This window comes from Pseudomonas sp. UFMG81, assembly GCF_015354575.1.
Classification (GTDB): Bacteria; Pseudomonadota; Gammaproteobacteria; order Pseudomonadales; family Pseudomonadaceae; genus Aquipseudomonas.
Genome location: NZ_JACAFQ010000011.1, coordinates 38,354 through 58,013, shown reverse-complemented (window position 1 = coordinate 58,013; position 19,660 = coordinate 38,354). Strand labels below are relative to the sequence as shown.

Annotated in this window: 8 protein-coding genes and 1 pseudogene; 4 read left to right on the top strand and 5 right to left on the bottom strand. The window is 62.5% G+C overall.

From position 1 onward, the window contains the following. The first annotated feature begins 165 nt into the window (after positions 1-165). Positions 166-3,417 (top strand): dermonecrotic toxin domain-containing protein, encoded by a 3,252-nt coding sequence (locus IX761_RS10595; RefSeq protein ID WP_194789541.1) that lies wholly within the window; start codon positions 166-168, stop codon positions 3,415-3,417. Between the two features lie 49 nt (positions 3,418-3,466). On the opposite strand, the gene IX761_RS10590 is transcribed toward IX761_RS10595, so the two are convergent. From IX761_RS10590 to betI, 4 genes are all read right to left on the bottom strand, one after another. Then, a complete protein-coding gene (locus IX761_RS10590) occupies positions 3,467-5,209 on the bottom strand; it encodes a potassium/proton antiporter (RefSeq protein WP_194789540.1) in 1,743 nt (580 codons plus the stop codon). A gap of 247 nt (positions 5,210-5,456) precedes the next feature. Continuing rightward, positions 5,457-7,154 (bottom strand): choline dehydrogenase, encoded by a 1,698-nt coding sequence (gene betA, locus IX761_RS10585; RefSeq protein ID WP_194789539.1) that lies wholly within the window; start codon positions 7,152-7,154, stop codon positions 5,457-5,459. 77 nt (positions 7,155-7,231) lie between these two features. Next, a complete protein-coding gene (gene betB / locus IX761_RS10580) occupies positions 7,232-8,704 on the bottom strand; it encodes a betaine-aldehyde dehydrogenase (RefSeq protein WP_194789538.1) in 1,473 nt (490 codons plus the stop codon). A 38-nt stretch (positions 8,705-8,742) separates the two neighbouring features. Then, entirely contained in the window at positions 8,743-9,399 is a 657-nt protein-coding gene (gene betI / locus IX761_RS10575; RefSeq protein WP_194789537.1) for a transcriptional regulator BetI, read from the bottom strand. 480 nt (positions 9,400-9,879) lie between these two features. On the opposite strand from betI, the gene IX761_RS10570 reads away from it, so the two are divergent. Next, entirely contained in the window at positions 9,880-11,883 is a 2,004-nt protein-coding gene (locus IX761_RS10570) for a BCCT family transporter (RefSeq protein ID WP_194789536.1), read from the top strand. A gap of 54 nt (positions 11,884-11,937) precedes the next feature. Here the strand turns inward: IX761_RS10570 and IX761_RS10565 are convergent, their stop codons facing one another. Continuing rightward, on the bottom strand, positions 11,938-13,365 hold the full coding sequence (locus IX761_RS10565) for a trypsin-like peptidase domain-containing protein (RefSeq protein WP_194789535.1): 1,428 nt from the start codon (positions 13,363-13,365) through the stop codon (positions 11,938-11,940). A 252-nt stretch (positions 13,366-13,617) separates the two neighbouring features. On the opposite strand from IX761_RS10565, the gene IX761_RS10560 reads away from it, so the two are divergent. Next, positions 13,618-18,219 carry a dermonecrotic toxin domain-containing protein gene (locus IX761_RS10560; RefSeq protein WP_194789534.1) on the top strand — a complete coding sequence of 1,534 codons (4,602 nt, stop codon included), beginning with the start codon at positions 13,618-13,620 and terminating at the stop codon, positions 18,217-18,219. Between the two features lie 203 nt (positions 18,220-18,422). Beyond that, positions 18,423-19,660 (top strand): annotated as a pseudogene (locus IX761_RS10555) (hypothetical protein); the annotation flags it as partial.

The window sequence follows — 19,660 nt, the reverse complement described above, 5'->3', positions numbered from 1 at the left end:
TGGGGCATGCATCGAACCGCGACAGTCGATCCGCTCGCCTACTGCGGGAAGGTCTGCGACCTTCCGTCGGTTTGCCCGGCGCTGTACATAGTTACCACATCGCACGGCCGCAAATCGAGAAACTTCCTACTCGCAAATACCGATCAATGTGAAGCGAGTGCGCGTATGAATGATCCAGTGAATGACCCCTCCAGCGGGCTGCTGATACCGGCAAGGCCTGAAGAAGACGATGACCTCGATATCGACGATCTTCCGCTGGCCCGGGCGATGGCCTTCAAAGGCAAAGGGGTGATGCTGCAGACCCCCCACGATTTTGCCGTGGAACGGCTGCGTGGGTACCTCGTGAGCAAAGGCCACGACGAAGATCCCGACACCTTGATCTGGGCCACGTTGCTGATCAAGTTCGACGAAAGGCAAGGTGGAAGGGCGGATGAAATCGTGGGTGCCAGGCTTTCGGCAGCCATGACGCTCACCCAGGCGCTGCTGTCCAACCAGCAATCGACGGTCGACCGTTCACACTGGTGGGCGCCTTACTCTGACAGGGTGCTGAAATGGCGCGAGGCGGGCTACCCCGTCACAACCCTCGACCCGAACATCGGCGTCAGCGCGTTCGCCTACGCCTACGACGCCATCTACCGAAGCAGCGAGCCGCAGGTCTACACGCCGGCCGCCCAGGTTGACCTCGATCCTGAAGCCTTCACCCGTTTCGTCTGGGAGGAACAGCTGCAAAGCCGCTACCAGAAGTACATCGAGGAATTCTGGGCGAAACACGAAGACGGCTTCAACATGCTGATCAAGGGCAGCCTGCTGCGCGCGGCGTTGTACCAGCGCGATGAAGGCACGCTCGACGCCAAGCATGTGCACATGGTGTTGCGCAGCATGGGGCTGGCGGACGATGTGGCCTGGGATACAACCACGTTCCGTTCTTTCGACAAGGCGCCGCTCAGCGCTACCTATCGGATCAGCGAACTCCACGTCTACCGCTACACCGCCACCGACATGATGGTCATCGACGGCAAGGGTATGGATGACGTGGTGCTGTACCTCCCTGGCAACTCCTCGCCTTTGCACGGTTTTTCCGATTTCGAGGAGTTGCAGCGCTGGTTCGCCGACCAATGCCGGGACGTGCGCAAGCGTGCGGCGCTGGCCAGCCACTTCAGTGCGGCAGATCGCGCCGACGGTGGCCTGCACTGTGGTGTCGACACGGTGCTGGAAAGCTTTGCCATCTATCCCCTCACCCTGATCAACATCGGCCGTTGGGCACCTCACGAACACATCAATCTGGGTGAACCACTGAGCCCTTATCCCTTCAGCCATTTCAAGGGCTCGATCAAGGCGCGATCACTCACCGACGGCAAGCAACAGATCAGCACCCAGGCTGACTACTATCGGCAGCAGCTGGCGCAAGGGGTGGATACCGCGGCCACGGTGGTGGGTGCTGCCTGCATGGTGGTCCCGGAGCTGTTGCCGGTGCTGCTTGCGTTGGGCGCTGGGCAGGTGGTGATGGGCGGTGGCGACATGATCATGGCCAGGGACAGCAAAGGCTTCAAGGAAGGCGCGGGCAGGGTGGTCTATGGCCTGCTCAACGCCTTGCCACTGGTGCCCCAAGTCGCTTCGCAGTTCCAGGCGGGGAGGGCAGCATTGGCGGCCGAGGGCGAGGCGCTTGCGAGCGAAGTGGCGCAGGCCAGGGCTCAGGTCGAGAAACTCGAGGGTGAGCCTGTTTCCGATACCGCAGCACATGTGGAGGCCCGGACCAAACTGCAGCAAGCCGATAACGCGATGTCGCATCACCAGGGCAAGCTGGACAGGGCCGCCGCGGCGGACCAGGCGCATGGCGTGGATATCGAACTTCAGGATCTGACCCCGTCGGTTTCGGACCTGGCGCAGGTGCGCCCGGTGTTGGACAACCTGTCGCAGGGCGAATTGAACCAACTGGAGCGCTTCAGGGTTCGCCAGATATTGCCGGACTATGGCGATGCCCGAGGCGTGTTGCATGCTGACGGTATCGACTACGTCCGGATGCGCGAAGAGGCTTATCAGGTCAAATGGCTGGTGGATGAGCAGCAGTATCGTATTTGCAGGGACGATCCCCCCAAATGGGGCCCGTTCCTGCGCGCCGATGACTCAGGTTTCTGGGACCTGGACCTGCGTGAGAGTGTGCACGATGCGCAGGCTGCGTCCCCGACGGCTCCTACTGTGCAGGGCGGCGGTGTCGAGCTGGACGGTATACGTCAACAACCGCTGGACCCGATGGTGAACGTCAAGTTGCCGATGGCGGGTGTGGTCAAGGTGCAGGGCGAGAGACTCGACTTCTATGTGGAGTTCAAGCGCGACCCGATCGCACCAGAGGACGAGCCGGACGTGAAGACCCGGGTGCGCGTGTATTACGACGTCGATGCGGGCTGCTGGCGAGCGCAAGGGGGGGGTTATTACCTCTGGCGAGAACCGTCGAAGCTTTGGGGTAGCAGGTGGGTGCACGGCAGTGCCCGGGACTTCGCACTTGCCAGAAGCAAGGCTTCGGTCGCCAGCAAGTTCGAGGTCGTGAGCCTTCCAGGTGTCCCGCAGTTGGCCGAGGCAACCTCGGAAATTCCGCAGGAAGTGCACATGATCTGGCTTGGCGACCAGCCTATCGGCCACCGCTACAATGCAGGGCTTTTGTCGGCCCGATCCTCGGGGAGAAACATAGTCTTGCATGTCGACTGCACGCATGAGTCGTTGGCGACTGAGCAAGCGCGCCAGGCGTGGCAAGGCAGGAACCCGGGTATCACCGTGAAGCATTTGCCCGATGAGCCCTTCTACGCCGAGTTCGCCAACGGGCTCGACAGTGAGGCTTATGTGCTGTTCAGTACCCCGGGGTCGACGCACCAGACCTTTGCGGCGGCCGCAGATCTGCTTCGCTACCGCATCATTTACGAATATGGCGGCACCTACAAGGATATCGACGATGTCCTGGGCTCATGGATTGGCGCCAAACTGAACGCCGGGCCGAACGATATTCTGCTCGGTGATGCCTTCCCTATGGTCTGGACGCAGGGCGGTGGCAACAAATACAACAATTCCATTTTCGGTAGCCATGCAGGCAACCCACTGCTCAAGAAGGTGCTGGATACCGCCAATGAGCGCTTCGCTGCCTTGCCTGAGGCGTTCTTCGAAACGCCGCGGCCGCGCGACGGTGCATCGCAGGAATTGAAGGAAGCCTACATTCGGATCATCTCCAGCGTCACCGGCCCGGACATGCTGAACGATGTGATCAGCAAGTATCGACCCGACTATTACAGCGCAGGCCTTGCGCCGATGCCGGATTGGGTTCGCATGAGACGCTATGAGGACCGGGTCGGCGACTTGTTCCCCTATCGACGACATACAGGCAAGGCGCCAGTGACCGTTGGTAGCGCACATTCCTGGGAGTTCTACTGACGGTCGCAGGGCCCAGGCTGATGAGTGTCCTGGGCTAGGGTTGCTCCGCTCAGAGGAACAACCCTGGGCCAGGGCGGGTACCTTCGGGGAACCTGACACCGACTTTCTGGATCTTGTCGCCGTCCATGACTGCGACAGTCCAGATCGTGCTGTGCCATTCGATCTGGTCGCCTACCACTGGCGCGCCGCCGACCTTCTGTCGGATGAACTGCGCCAGGGGCATTTTCGCGTCCAGGCCGTCGAGTTTCAGGCCATACAGTGCGGCTACCGCGCCCAGCTCGGCATCGCCTTCGAGCACGAAGTCGCCGAAGAAGCGCAGGTCCAGCCCACGTTGCGGCGCCTGGCTGAACAGCTTGCCCAGCGCCGGCAGGTTGTGTTCGTGGCCGATCACGCAGAGCATGTCGCCGACCTCCAGCACGGTACTGCCCGAGGGGTGCAGCAGTTGTTCGCCACGGAACAGTGCGGCGATGCGCGTGCCTTCGGGCATCTTCAGTTCGCGCAGGGCGGCGCCGATGCACCATTTTTCCGCACCCAGGCGGTAGACGAACAGCTCCCACTCGCTGGTGATGTGCACCTCCAGCGCCGAACGCGAGATGGGCGCTGGGTCTGGCGGTACGGTGACTTTCAGCAGCTTGGCCATCCACGGCAGGCTGGTGCCTTGCACCAGCAGCGACACCAGCACGATGAAGAACGCCAGGTTGAAGAACAGCTGCGCGTCCGGCAGGCCGGCCATCAGCGGGAACACCGCCAGGATGATCGGTACCGCACCGCGTAGGCCCACCCAACTGATGAAGCCCTTCTCGCGGCCATGGAAGGCCTTGAATGGCAGCAGCGCGGCGACCACCGACAAGGGCCGGGCAACCACGATCATCCACAGCGCCAGGCCCAGTGCCGGCAAGGCGATGGGCAGCAGGTCGTGGGGCGTGACCAAAAGGCCCAGCACCAGGAACATGCCGATCTGCGCCAGCCAGGCCATGCCGTCGAGCATGTGCAGGATGCCGTGGCGGCTGCGGATCGGCTTGTTGCCCAGCACCAGGCCGCACAGGTAGACGGCGAGGAAGCCACTGCCGTGCAGGGCGTTGGTCAGCGAGAACACCGCCAGGCCGCCCGCCACCACCAGGATCGGGTACAGCCCGCCGGCCAGGTTGATGCGGTTGACCAGTTGCAGCATCAGCCAGCCGCCGCCCAGGCCCAGCAGCGTACCGATGCCGAACTCGCGCAGCAGGTGGGTGAGCAGGCTCCAGTGCAGGCCGGTCTGGCCGCTGGCGATCATGTCGATCAGGGTGACGGTGAGGAACACCGCCATCGGGTCGTTGCTGCCCGACTCGATCTCCAGGGTGGCGGTGACCCGCTCGTTGAGGCCCTTGCCCCCGAGCAGCGAGAACACCGCTGCGGCGTCGGTGGAGCCGACGATGGCGCCGATCAGCAGGCCCTGGATCAGGCTCAGGTTGAACAGCCAGGCGGCGACCATGCCGGTGAGCCCGGTAGTGATCATCACCCCCACCGTGGCCAGTGACAGTGCCGGCCATAGCGCTACGCGAAAGCTGGCCACCCGGGTGCGCAGGCCGCCGTCGAGCAGGATCACTGCCAGTGCCAGGTTGCCCACGAGATAGGCGGTCGGGTAGTTGTTGAAGATGATGCCGCCACCGTCCACGCCGGCGATCATGCCGACGGCGAGGATGATGACCAGAATGGGGATGCCCAGGCGCGATGACAGCGAGCTGACCAGGATACTTGCACCCACCAGCAATGCGCCGATCAAGAACAGGCTGTTGATGGTGCTTGCATCCAAAGGCAGGTACTCCGGGACAGCGGGGGAAGAGGGACATGCAGCCGTGAACTAGCAGGTCGCGTGCCAATCGATTCTAACCTGATGAATTGGCAGGCTGTAAAGCGTTTCTGCAGATGTAGAAAAGGCACCTCGAGGGGTGCCTTTTCTTGTGTTGCTTGTGCGGGCCTCTTCACGGGTAAACCCGCTCCTACAGGGTTCGTGCAATTCATGTGGGAGCGGCTTTAGCCGCGAAGAGGCCGGGGCAGGCTTACGCCTGCTTCACTTCACGCATCGGCTTGCCCTTCACCGGTGCATCGCCCGCCACGTAGTACTTGGCGGTGCTGCGCGGCAGTGGCTTGCGGCCACGGATCTTGTCGGAGATTTTCTCGGCGATCATGATCGTGGTGGCGTTGAGGTTGCCGGTGATGATCAGCGGCATGATCGACGCATCGACCACACGCAGGCCTTGCATGCCATGCACGCGGCCCTCGCCATCCACGACCGCCATGTCGTCGGTGCCCATCTTGCACGAGCAGGACGGGTGGAAGGCGGTTTCGGCGTGCTCGCGGATGAACTTGTCCAGCTGTTCATCGGTTTGCACATCGGCGCCCGGGCTGATCTCGCGACCACGGTACGGGTCCAGCGCCGGCTGGGCCATGATTTCGCGGGTCAGGCGGATACCGTCGCGGAATTCCTGCCAGTCCTGCTCGGTGGCCATGTAGTTGAACAGGATGCTCGGGTGCTGGCGCGGGTTCTTCGACTTGGCCTGGATGCGGCCACGGGCAGGCGAGCGCATGGAGCCCATGTGCGCCTGGAAGCCGTGTTCTTTAACGCCATTCGAGCCGTTGTAGTTAATCGCTACCGGCAGGAAGTGGTACTGGATGTTCGGCCACTTGAACTCAGGGCGAGTACGGATGAAACCACCGGCCTCGAACTGGTTGCTGGCGCCGATGCCGGTGCCGTTGAACATCCACTCGGCGCCAATGGCCGGCTGGTTCCACCACAGCAGCGACGGGTACAGCGACACCGGCTGGGTGCAGGCGTATTGCAGGTACAGCTCCAGGTGGTCCTGCAGGTTCTCGCCGACGCCCGGCAGGTCGTGGACCACCGGGATTTCGAGGCTTTCCAGCAGGGCGCGCGGGCCGACGCCGGAGCGCTGCAGCAGCTGCGGCGAAGCGATGGCGCCGGAGCTGACGATGACTTCTTTGCGCGCACGGGCTTCCACGCGCTCTTCGCTGTCGCCGACCAGGTAGGTCACGCCAACGGCGCGCTTGCCATCGAACAGCACGCGGTCGCTCAGGGCGTGGGTGACGATGGTCAGGTTCGGGCGCTTCTTGGCCTGGTCCAGGTAGCCGCGGGCGGTGCTGGAACGGCGGCCGTTCTTGGTCACCGAACGGTCCATCGGGCCGAAGCCTTCCTGCTGGTAGCCGTTCAAGTCTTCGGTGCGCGGGTAACCGGCCTGTACGCCGGCTTCGACCATGGCGTGGAACAGTGGGTTGTTGCCGGCTTTCGGGGTGGCAACGCTGACCGGGCCTTCGCCGCCGTGGTAGTCGTTGGGGCCGATGTCGCGGGTTTCCGCTTTGCGGAAGTACGGCAGGCAGTCGAGGTAAGTCCAGTCTTCCAGGCCTGGCAGTTCAGCCCAGCCGTCGAAGTCCATGGCGTTGCCGCGGATGTAGCACATGCCGTTGATCAGCGACGAGCCACCCAGGCCCTTGCCGCGGCCACATTCCATGCGGCGGCCGTCCATGAACGGCTCCGGGTCGGTCTCGTAGGCCCAGTTGTAGCGACGGCCCTGCAGCGGGAAGGCCAGGGCGGCCGGCATCTGGGTGCGGAAGTCGAAGCGGTAGTCGGGGCCACCGGCTTCGAGCAGCAGCACGGTGACGCTGGCGTCTTCGGTCAGGCGGGTGGCCAGGGTGTTACCGGCCGAACCGGCACCGACGATGATGTAATCGAATTCATGGGACATGGAAGTACCCTCGTGTTGGCGGTGATCAGGGAGCGGGAACGCCCGTGCGCAAGGGCACGGGCGTGGCTATACAGGGTTTAGAAAACCGAGTTGTAGCCGCCCAGCTCGACCTGGACCGACTTGATGCGAGTGTATTGAGCCAGCGAGCTGACACCGTTCTCACGGCCGACGCCCGACTGCTTGTAGCCGCCAACCGGCATTTCGGCCGGCGACTCGCCCCAGGCGTTGATCCAGCAGATACCGGCTTCGAGCTGGTGGATGATGCGGTGGGCGCGGCTGATGTCGTTGGTGCAGACACCGGCGGCCAGGCCGTATTCGGTGTCGTTGGCACGGCGGATGACTTCTTCTTCGGTTTCGTAGGTGAGGATGCTCATCACCGGGCCGAAGATCTCTTCCTTGACGATGGTCATGTCGTCGGTGCAGTCGGTGAACACGGTCGGGGCCACGAAGGCGCCTTTAGCGAATGCGCCGTCCAGCAGACGCTCGCCACCGCACAGTACGCGGGCACCTTCTGCTTTACCCTTGGCGATGTAGCCCAGCACGCTTTCCATGTGAGCGAAGCTGACCAGCGGGCCGAAGTTGGTGTTCTCGTCTTCCGGGTTGCCGACGCGGATGCGGGCAACGCGCTCGGCGATCTTGGCTTCGAAGGCGGCTTTCATCGAGGCAGGGATGAACACGCGGGTGCCGTTGGTGCAGACCTGACCGGAGCTGTAGAAGTTGGCCATCATGGCGATGTCGGCGGCCTTGTCCAGGTCGGCGTCGGCGCAGATGATCAGCGGCGACTTGCCGCCCAGTTCCATGGTGACTTCCTTGAGCGACGAGCTCGAGGCGCTGGCCATCACTTTCTTGCCGGTGGTGGTACCGCCGGTGAACGAGACTTTCTCGATGCGCGGGTGCTCGGTCAGCCAGGTGCCGACTTCACGGCCGCTGCCGGTCAGGACGTTGAACACGCCGTTCGGCAGGCCGGCTTCGGTGTAGATCTCGGCCAGTTTCAGGGTGGTCAGCGAGGTGACTTCCGATGGCTTGAAGATCATCGCGTTGCCGGCGGCCAGGGCCGGGGCGGATTTCCACAGGGCGATCTGGATCGGGTAGTTCCACGCGCCGATACCGGCGGTCACGCCCAGCGGCTCGCGGCGGGTGTAGACGAAGGACGATTCACGCAGCGGGATCTGCTCGCCTTCGATGGCCGGTACCAGGCCTGCATAGTATTCCAGCACGTCGGCGCCAGTGACGATGTCGACGTAGCGGGTTTCGGAGTACGACTTGCCGGTGTCCAGGGTTTCCAGCATGGCCAGCTCGTCGTTGCGCTCGCGCAGGATGTCGACGGCGCGGCGCAGGATGCGCGAACGCTGCATGGCAGTCATCGCCGCCCAGACTTTCTGGCCACGCTCGGCGCTTTCGACGGCCTTCTCGACGTCAGCCTCGGTGGCACGCTGCACGTGGGCGAGGACTTCGCCGGTGGCCGGGTTGATGGCTTCGAAGGTGGCATCGCTGCCGGCGTCGACGTAAGCGCCATCAATGTAGAGTTTTTGCGTTCCGAAACGGGCCATAGTGTCCTCGCAAGTGCAGTGTGTGGTTGGCTGCCGCGTCACGCTCCTGCCGGTTGGCCAGTGGCTGTGCGCGGTGGTTCAGCGGCCTGGTCTGGTGTGTCCAGGGTGTGCTGTTTAGCCAGTTGTAGATCCATGTATTCGTAAGCAATCCGTATCGCCTGGTCGGTGTCGAATGCGTCACCCGACAAGGCGCCACGCAACCAGAGGCCGTCGATCAAGGCTGCCAGCCCGCGGGCGGCCTTGCGCGCATGGTAGAGCGGCAAAACGCGGCGGAACTGGCAGCACAGGTTGGAATACAAGCGGTGATCGTTGATCCGCTGCAACCTGTGCAAAGACGGCTGGTGCATGCTGGAGGCCCAGAAGGCCAGCCAGGTTTTCATTGCCGGGCCGTTCACCTGGCTGGCATCGAAGTTGCCCTCGATGATCACTTTCAGGTGAGCGCGCGGGCTGTCGTCCGTCAGGGCCTGGCGGCGTGCGGCCACGCCCTCGTTGAGCATGCTCATGATGTAGCCCATCGTCGCTGCGATCAGGCCGTTCTTGTCCTGAAAGTAGTGACTGATGATGCCGTTCGACACGCCGGCCAAACGGGCAATCAGCGCAATGCTGGCGTCCCCCAGACCGACCTGATCGACCGCCTGCAATGTGGCTTCGATCAACTGCTGGCGGCGGATGGGTTGCATACCGACCTTGGGCATCTTGCTATCTCCTCAGGCCTGCGAGCAGACGACGGGCGGCTGACTCGGCGAAGGCCAGTCTATTTTGTTTTGATTGAACGTTCAATCAATAAAGAATAAGCTCTGCGACAATTTGTGCCATTGACAGTTTTACAGGCGGTCAAGGGTTCACGAATCGACACCTCAGGAAACCGCGCAACCCCCGGAATACAAGGCGTTGACGGGCGCGGACGTTGCGAAATACAGATTCTGCCGAGCGGTCACGGGCCGCGCGGTCGGCCCTTGGAGCGGGCCAGGTGTCTGTGGCCAATGCGCGCACCCGGCGAGGGATTGCGTGAATAAGGCGACAGACGGCCGGTCTGGTTTTTTTGCAACGTTTCGAATCGGGATCACGGTTTCCAGGGTGCTTTTATAACACCTGACGCAGTGGGGCTATTGCACCAATTGCTCGGGAAATGACTGATTAGCCTCCACTGCCGCACTGCCCGGAGCATTCGTGCAATGAGTTCTGCCTCCCTAACCAACCCGCCTGCAGAGCGGGTACGGGTCAACCGCGTGGTGTTCTACACCTCGGCGCTGCTGATCCTCGTTCTGACTGCCTTGCTGATCGCTGTACCCGAAACCGCCGGCCAAGTGCTCGGTGTCGCCCAGAAATGGCTGACGCGCACCTTCGGCTGGTACTACATGCTGGTGATCTGCGGTTACCTGCTGTTCGTTGTCTACCTGGCCTTCTCCGACTACGGCAAGCTCAAGCTGGGCGGCAAGGACGACACCCCCGATTTCAGCTACGGTGCCTGGGCCGGCATGCTGTTCTCCTCCGGTATCGGTATCTCGCTGCTGTACTTTGGCGCGTCCGAGCCGCTGGACCACTACTTCAACCCACCGGAAGGTACCCCTGCCAGCCTCGAGGCCGCGCGCCAGGGCCTGCAGCTGACCTTCCTGCACTGGGGCCTGCACGGCTGGGCGATCTACGCCCTGGTCGGCCTGGCCGTGGGTTACTTCGCCTACCGCCACAACCAGCCGCTGGCCCTGCGCTCGGCGCTGTACCCGCTGGTCGGTGAGCGTTGGGTCAAGGGCGGTGCCGGCCATGCCGTGGACATCTTCGGCATGTTCGTCACCCTGCTGGGCCTGGTGACCAACCTGGGGATCGGCTCGATGCAGGTGGCCTCGGGCCTGGAATACCTGTTCGGCATGGACCACAGCAAGACCAACCTGCTGGCGGTGATCCTGACCATGGCCGGCGTGGCCACCATCGCCGCGGTATCGGGCGTGGAAAACGGCATTCGCCGCCTGTCCAACCTGAACATCGTGCTGTTCAGCGGCCTGCTGATCTTCGTGCTGCTGGCTGGCAACACCCTGCACCTGTTCAACGCCTTCGTGCAGAACATCGGCGACTACCTCAACGGCATCGTGCTCAAGACCTTCGACCTCTATGTGTACGAAGGCGCGGGCGACAAGTCCGAGCGCTGGCTGGGCCTGTGGACCGTGTTCTACTGGGCCTGGTGGATCTCCTGGGGCCCGTTCGTGGGTATGTTCATTGCCCGTATCTCCAAGGGCCGTACCGTGCGCCAGCTGGTCAGCGGCGTGCTGCTGATCCCGCTGGGCTTCACCCTGGCCTGGCTGTCGATCTTCGGCAACACCGCGCTGGACCTGGTGATCAACCAGGGCGCGGTGGAGTTAGGCAAGACGGCACTTGAACAGCCGTCAATGTCGATCTACCAGCTACTCGAATACTTCCCGGCGTCGAAGATCGTCATCGGTGTGGCGGTGTTCGTCGGCTTCGTGCTGTTCCTCACCCCGGCCGACTCCGGCGCGGTGATGATGGCCAACCTGTCGTGCAAAGGCGGCAAGGTCGACGAAGACGCCCCGCACTGGATGGTGGTGTTCTGGTCGGTGGTGATCACCCTGGTGACCATCGGCTTGCTGTTCGCCGGTAACTTCGAAGCCATGCAAACCATGGTGGTGCTGGCCGGCCTGCCGTTCTCGGTGGTGCTGGTGCTGTTCATGTTCGGCCTGATGAAGGCGATGAAGCAGGACGTTGCCGTCGAGAGCGAGCGCGCCGAGCTGGCCGCCCGTGGCCGTCGCGGCTTCAGCGAGCGCCTGAGCCAGCTGGACCTGCAGCCGACCCAGGCGGTGGTACAGCGCTTCATGGACAAGCAGGTCAGCCCGGCGCTCAAGGAAGCCGCCGAGCAACTGCGCACCCTGGGCTTTGAAGTGGAGACCCGTGTTGGCCAGTCGCGCAACATGATGGGCCTGCGGGTGATGATGGAAGAGGGCAACCCCTTCGTCTATGAAGCCAGCCTGGACGGTTACCTGGCCGCGCCGAGCGAGGCGCCGGTCGAAGGCGAGCCAGAAGTGCAGCAGCGCTTCTACCGCGCCGAGGTGTACCTGCACGACGGCAGCCAGGAATACGACCTGATGGGCTTCACCCGCGAGCAGATCGTGCGTGATGTGCTCGACCAGTTCGAAAGCCACCGCCAGTTGCTGGGGCGTGTTTACAGCTGACGGCTGTTGCGGTGAAACGAGGGCCCGGTGCGAAAGCACCGGGCCCTCGTCGTTTCAGCCCTGGTCGGGCAGCAGCAGGTCGGTGCGGGGTGTCGAGCTTTCCTTGAGGCCATCGATGGCGATGGTGCACACCTTCAGCGGCAGCGTGTCGGCCTTGAACACATAGCTTGGACCGACCCGTCCGCCATAGCCTTTGAGGTCATCGCAGTCGGTGATGGCGGGCGGGCCGCGTTTGACGCGGTAGCGGACGATATGCGGCGGTTTCACGTGCCAGCTCAGCTTGGCGTCGCCGTTTTCCAGGCGCTCGACCGTCACGTGGGGCGCCGCTACCGCGCCGGCTTCCAGTACTTGTACCGGCAAGCTCACGGCATTGGCCATCAACCCAGGCCATGACAGCGCATCGGCGGACTCGACCCCGACAACGCACAGGTAATGCCAGCCGGCTTCGGCCGCGATCGGGGCGTCGATCAACCCGGTGCTACTGGCCAGCGTGCCGCTGTACCCTTCCGGGCGCTCGCACGCCAAGGGGTCGCGCACGGCCTTGTAGCGATAGCGTGGGGTGTCCAGGGTGAACGCAACCTTCCAGGTGGGTGGCAGGGTATTGCCTTCAGCATCCAGGGCGATCCTGCGGAACTGGCTGAAGCTCTCCAGTGATGTTTGCTGGAACTGGAATCCGGGCAACAGTTCACACGCGGGCTGATTCAGATCGGCATGCCCCTGGGCGAAGCACCCCAGCATCCGTCGAACTGGAATGGCACCCACAGCGTCTTGGGTGAGGGTGTTGATCACACTGACAATACGGTTGCTGGCGCGGTCGATCACCGGGCTGCCCGAGGCACCGTCGGCAATGCCGGGGCAGTTGTTGAGCTTGAGGTTGCGCCAGACCCACAGGCCCTGCTTGAGGACCGGCAGGTCTTGCTCGGTGCAGGCTGACAGGCGCAGCCCGGTGCCTGCGCTGGATGGCTCGCCGACCACCACTACCTCGCTGCCCGACGGTACGGGCTCGCCCAGTTTCATCGGTTCGATACCCTGGTCCATCACCTGTTGCAGTGACGCATCCAGCTCCACGAGGGCGAGATCACTGCCTTGAATGCTGCTCCAGATGATGCGCCGGGTGGGGAACTCGCGGCGGGCATCGCGGGTGTCGCCGAAGTGATTGAAAGCGATCTTCGCCTCCATCGGCTTGTCCTGCACGATGATGCCGTTGTGCAGGCTGATGCAATGGCCGGCGGTGACGACGTAGGCCGGGCCAGTGGTCTCGCCTTGCTCGCTGCGGGTATCGATCAGCGAGCCAATGCATTGCCGGCCGCCCTCCACCGTCAAGCGTCCGATACCGCTCCAGTGATTGTGCTCGCCGTGGGCGTTGGCCAGTACCTGCGGCCCGGACGGCGAGGGCAGATCCTGTCCATAGTCCATGGCCAGGCCATGCAGTGACAAGCCGGCGAGTACAAGACCGAGCAAGGTTGAGTGCAATCCGTTCATGGTGAGTCTCCTTGATGTTGGAGCACTCACCTTCGTTCGAACCAGTCCGTCGATGGCGGTAACGGGATAGTGCGCACGTGCAGTGGGCCAGCTTTGCAGTGCCTGCACCCGCAAGGGCAGGTCGCGATCAGTTCGAGGCCGGGCGTTTTACGGCCGATAACCGTTGAGGCCATGCACTGCAATTAAGTACCGCAATGGCCTGTCGGCCCTGCTGCATCGTGAGCCATTCATCACGATCCAGAGGTATCGATAATGCCCATATCTTCCGCTTTACCCCCAACCACTGTGCGCCAGGCGGTGTCCAGTTGCTTCAAGTCCCGCCCAACGTTGCGCCAGGTGCTGGAGCAACAGGTATACAAGCTCCTGACGCGGCAAGTCCCGACGGTCTTCACCTATCAGCCACAGTTGCATTCTGCGGCTGATATCTACGTGCAGTTTCCGCAGCAGGACAACGGTTTCCTTCCTGTTCTGCCGCTGCTGGATGTACTGCTGCAGGCGATGGTCGACGGGCAGCCTGTCGCTTTTACCAGGGAGCATGTATTCAGAAGTAAAGCCGACGGCACCTTGCGCCATGACCTGGTCGTCAAGGACGGGCACATCCTGATGCAGGTCATCTTGGACCCGAGCCTGCTCAATGCAAGCCTCGATGAACTGCTGGCTGAGGCCATCGAACATTTCACCCAGGCGCATATCCGCTATTGGAACGCCTCCAGCTATCGGGATGCGAATAGCGGTGGGGTGAGTCGCCACCAGTGGCTGGGCGAGATGGTGCGAATCAGCATGGCCTGCAGCCTGCAGTCCGCTCGGCTGAGTGCAGGGCAGCGTGCCTGCCTGGTGGAGCTGCTGTTGGGCGACACCCGATCATTCGGGTTGTACGCGGTCGAGGCCCGCCTGCGCCGGGATGATGAAACCTTCGAGGAGTTGCAGCCCGGGCTGCTGGTTCATGCAGAGGATGAGGTCAGCCAGGTCTGGCTCTGGTGTACGCCGAGCGGGCATGTCCAGAGCTTCGAAGACCAGGCGGACTTCAATGAGGCATTCGGGGAGATGATGGCGCGCCGCTACACCTTCGACACCTTGAGTTGGCAGCGCTACCAGCTGAAAGGGGACGTGATGTTGCAGCAGTCCGGGCTGATGCTGGAGTTTCTGCTCGAAAGGGTTCGCAGGTTGCAGATTCCCGCTTGCGAAAGTGTTGCCGACTTGGAGCAAAGCCTGTCTAGCCTTACCGATCCGGCAGCACTCATGCTCAGCCTGGATGTTTCCGAGCAGGATGTTTCAGGTGACGACCTGCTGCCCTGGATGATGGGCGGACCGAGCAGGCGACGCATCGGTACGGGGCGGGTGTTGCTCGACCTCGGTCTGCAGCAGGCGCAAACGTCGAGTGCCAGTTCGCTCGAAGGTATCCAGGGGCCCCATGCCTATGCCAGCCAGCGCCTGTTACAGCGAATTCGCGAACTGCACCCGGCGCAGGCCGATCTTGCCAGCGACGATGTGCTGATTACGCTGGAATCGGCGAATGACGAGGAAGAGGCCGGCAGTGTCAGCCTCACCGAGTGGGCGGTGAACAAGCATCTGGCACTCAAGGGCGCAACGCCGAAGGCCGTTCACCACCGCATCGAAGGTACGGCGCTGCCGGCATGGGTGACGGTGGCGGCGCTGAACCAGCTGGTCGATGAGGTGGATGTCGGGGGGCACTATCCCGACTACGTGCGTGCACGAATCGATGATCCGGACCTGATTTCGCCGCGGATCCAGCGGTTTGCCACGGAGTGGCGCCAGCAGCTGCTGGTGTTCGGGCTTCGGGCCTGGGCCAAGGGTACATTGAGTGAGGCACGCTGGCAGGCGCTGGCCGAATTCTGCCGCAGCATGCTCGACCTCAAGACCAATGTCGACATCGCCCCCTTGACGTTCCGGGTCAGGAACTTGCGAAAGCGCGACGAGGCCACCTACATGTTCGTGCTGAAGTTCCGCGAACCGGCGTTCTCGCTGCTCTACTGCCCGCATTATGAGCAGGAACCGCTGGTCTGCGCCGACGATCTGGCCGGGCTGATGGCGGATATCAAAGGTTCGCCCAGCCTGCAATCGCGAATTCTCGAGTGGCTTTCCCCTGCCGCCAGGGCGACCTACGACAACGGTGGCTTCGACAAGCCTCATCTGACGCAAGGCGTGGGGTTGCCGCCCGACCAATTGCCGATCCCGGACATCGGGCCGGTCGAGATAGGCTTCAGGTCCTGGCTCAGCGATATCGACGTGGAGGTGTTCAAACACAGGCGAGCCATGATCCTTCGCCTGGCCGACACCAGCACCGTGTCCAACAGCGAGCAACGCTGGGCCCAGGTCGCCGAACTGGTGAGTACCATGACCCGCCTGGTGAGCCTGTTGCCGGGCCCTGTCGGTGATGCGGCACGGGTGGTGCTGGTACTGGCGTCGCTGGATGGCTTGCTGGATGAGCAGGCGTACTTCAGCGAGTCGGCCCTGCGCGAGCGGATGCTGAACAGATTCCAGGACATGGCCTGGAACCTGCTGGTGAGTAATCTGCTGGCAGAGGTGGACCATGCCATCGCCGAGCCTTTTGTGGATATCGACGGTATCCCCGTCAGGTCAGCGCGCATTGCCCTGCCAAAAGCCAGCGCTGCCGTTGGCGCGGTCCACTTTGCCGGTGAACTGGAGCGGCGGCCGGCGCAAGCGGTATTGATCCGGTCCGGTTGGGGTGAGGGGCCGGTTGCAAGGCGCACGGCGTTGTCTGGCTTTGCGGCGAAAGTGGATCTTGGGGGGGCGACACGTGACGACGGCAGCCGTGTGTACGCCATCGATGGCTTGAACTACGTCGAGATGGACGGTGTGCCCTATCAGGTGCAGCGCGAGGGCGATGAAGTGAGGATCGTTGCGGCAGACGGTCAGCTGGGGCCGGCGTTGTGGCGTGATCAGCAGTGGCATCTCAAGCGCGGACTGTACGGTGGTGCTGTTCGGGCTGGTGCGAAGAACAAGCACTTGGAGAAAACCCGTGAAACCACACGGGCCAGGATTTTTAGCCTTGCCGATGAGAACTTGAGGTTGCAGAACGCGTTCCTTCGTTTGATCAAGCCACTCGATGCCAAGCGCGAGGAGGTGGATCGTGAGAAGGCCAGGCGCGAACTCACGCAGAAAAATCCCGGTGACCGATTGACCGAACAGCAAATCCAGATGCGAGTGGCTGACATTGATCGCAAGATCGCGAGCTTAGAGGCGCAGTTGCATAGCATGAGGCTCGAGGCAGTGACGACCAAGGAGCAAGCCCAGGCGGTCGCAGAACAACTGGACGCGCACTACCTCAAACTGATCAAGCTGACACCGGAGTCGGGTCAGAAAGTGTTGACTGACAAGCGCAATGAAATGCTCGGTTACTCGCTGACCGATGCCCTGTACATACGTGATGAGCTGCTCCGGTTGAGCGAACGAACGGCGCTGCATGAACTTGCCGTCGCCTTGAATGGCCGATACATGGTGGAGATCGTCAAGGAACTGGCCGCTTATCGTCTTCGTCTTGCGAACTCGGCGCCACTGTTGGAAAGGGCGCTTTCGGCGATGCAGACGATCGATGACCTGCTTGCCAAGTTGCCTGACACGACGGAATTTCATCAGGACGCCACGCCCTTCACGGTTGACCGTTTCATCGAACAACGCCCGTTCAATATCATTCATATGCGCTTCGAACACATCATCGGGCTGGCCGAACTTGCGTTGAATCCGTCGAAGGCCAAGAGTGTGCCGCGCTGGCACAAGGCTATCAATCAGCTGTCGGGCAGTGTGTTACGTGCGGCCGCCGCAGCTCACGCCGATGTGTTGACCAGCAACCTGAGCCTAGAGGATCGCGCCGAGATCCTGCAGGAGGCTTGGCACCAGTACTCGATGGCCATCTACCGGGCGACCAAACAGAGCAACAACGCAGGCGCGTTGGTGAATGTCGACCGATTGAATGCGTACAAGGAACAGATGGCCTTGCTCAAGGCATCGGTCAACGCCTTGCTGCAAACCGGCGATGAACAAGGCAGCACCCCGCGTTCGGTCTACCCCGTCAGCCAGCAGGTGCGCAGGGCGGTGCGCACGGCGCAAGGGCGGCTGGTGGTCGCCACCGAGCAGTTGACCGAGGCAGGGGAATTGCAGCTGGTCGTGAGCGACGCAGCGTCAACGGTTATCCATCGTTTCCGTCGCGAGGATGAGGCGTGGCGCGAAATCGTGCCCGAGCCTGCCGCGCCCCAGCCGTTGCCGGTAGAGGTCGCCGTGATCGAAGCGCATGCGCGCACGGTGCTCGAGGAGGGGGCGGCGCTGAAGTTGCTTGCGCAGGAGTACATAGACAACGACTTGGATCCGCTGGAGTTGATCGACGCGGTGGACCAGCATATCCAGCGCTTGGAGCAGGCGCAGGATGCCATTGCGGTTGATGAGACGCTGCAAAAGGCGTTGGCCGATGCCGTGAGCGACAGTCGTGCCAACAAGGCACAGTGGTTAACCGATCTGTACAGCCAAACCGCCAAACCGGGTGCATCAGCGCTCGCGTTCCTGCATGAGCAAGGCTTGCTGCGCATTACCTATGTACGTCGCGAGGTAACCCGTGGGGCAGGCGTATTTGACGAGTACCAGATCAATCTGTTGCCCAGCGCCGAAGCCAAGCGTGGCAAACCGCTGTGGGCCGCGCATTTTCACCTGGCCAGCCAGGACGCCAATGCCAGTGATTTCACGGTCGGGCATCTGAAATTGTGGCGCGAGCGCAAGTTTGGCAGAGAGGACGAACGTAGGCTGCGCGAAGAGGGCAGAATCCTTCATCGCGGCAGGTTGAGCCGCCAGCAGGTGGTTGGCATTCTTTCCTTCGTACCCTGATCGACAGTCTCCAGCACTTGCAGTAGCAGCGTTGCCCGCGCAGGTCGTGGCCGGGCAACGCTTCTGCCCTTCGACCGGGTGCAGTGGGCGCAACTTTAGCGCGCACGGTCCAAGGTGCAGGCCCGCAGAACAACTATGTAAAGCCTCGCGGATGGAAAGGGTGGTTAAGGTCATGGGCCTTTTACGACCCGAGTGTTACGCCAATGTCGAGCTTTTCGCTTTCACCCCGCCACCTCATCGCCCAGCAGTTCGACCGGCGACCGACCTTGAGGGGCATTCTTGCCGAAGACGTGCTCCAGGTGCTTATCAGTCATTACCCTGGCGTCGCGACCGAGTACCCCGAGCTGAGCGATGCTGACGCGTTCAGCCTGATGTATCCGCCGGACGCCCGGGGTTTCGTCAAGGTCGAGCCCCTGATGGACGCGCTATTGCGTGCATTGCTGGCCGGTGAAGGCGTTGCGTTTGGCGAAGATCATCACTTGAGCCTCGATCCCCCTCACAGGTTTCGGGCTTTCCAGAACATCCCGCCACAAACACCAATTGATCAGGTCAACGTGCACTTGAGTGCCCTCAGTACACAGATCAACGCGTTGCTGGCCAACCTGCCAGACGACTTTCGTCAGGCCCAGTTCGACTACTGGCAAGCCAACGGCGCCGGAGGTGTTCAGCGTTCGTACTGGTTACGCCAGGTATTGCGCCTGGCACTGGCCACCCGCTTGCGCGATCAAGGCCTCGACGAGGAGCAGACGAACGTACTGCGTGGGATGCTGGTGGGCGGCAAACGCCGGCCGACCGTGCATTCGCTGCAGGTGGAACTGCAATGGCGTGGCAAGTCATCCCTGCATGTGTTGCCAGATTTGCTGGTGAGCAGCGAGCAGGAGCTTGCGGGGCAGGTGCTGTGGTGTTCGCCCTCGGGGCTGGTCAGTGCGTTCGATTCGCTGGACAGCTTCGCCATTGGCCTGCGCGATGTGTTCGCCGAGTCCTACGCGTTCGACAGCCTGCGCTGGAGCCGCCAGCCAGTGGACGGCGACCCCTTTGCCCAGCAGGCGGCGTTGATGCTCGAAGTGATATTTGCCGATATCCGGCAGTTGCGCTACGAATGGATCGCTTCGGTCGCTGACCTGGAGAGTGCATTCGCAGCAGCCGGCGATCCTGCCGGCTGGTTCACTGCCGGCGACCAGTCAGGTGACACCGGCCAGGTGCTGGCCGCCCCCGACTGGTTGCAAGCGGCCAGCGAGAGTCAGCGCTTCGCGTACCAGGCGGCGACGCTGGAGCTGGCGCTGGCCCAGGGTGAGTCGGTGGGGCGCTCGGCGCAGGACGGTGTGCTGGATCTGCATGGTTTCGCCAGGGAGCGCCTGCGTGAGCAGTTGCTGGATGACTACCCGGATGAGGCCAACTATTTTCCGAATGATCTGCTGCTGCATCTGACCATTGCCCAGGG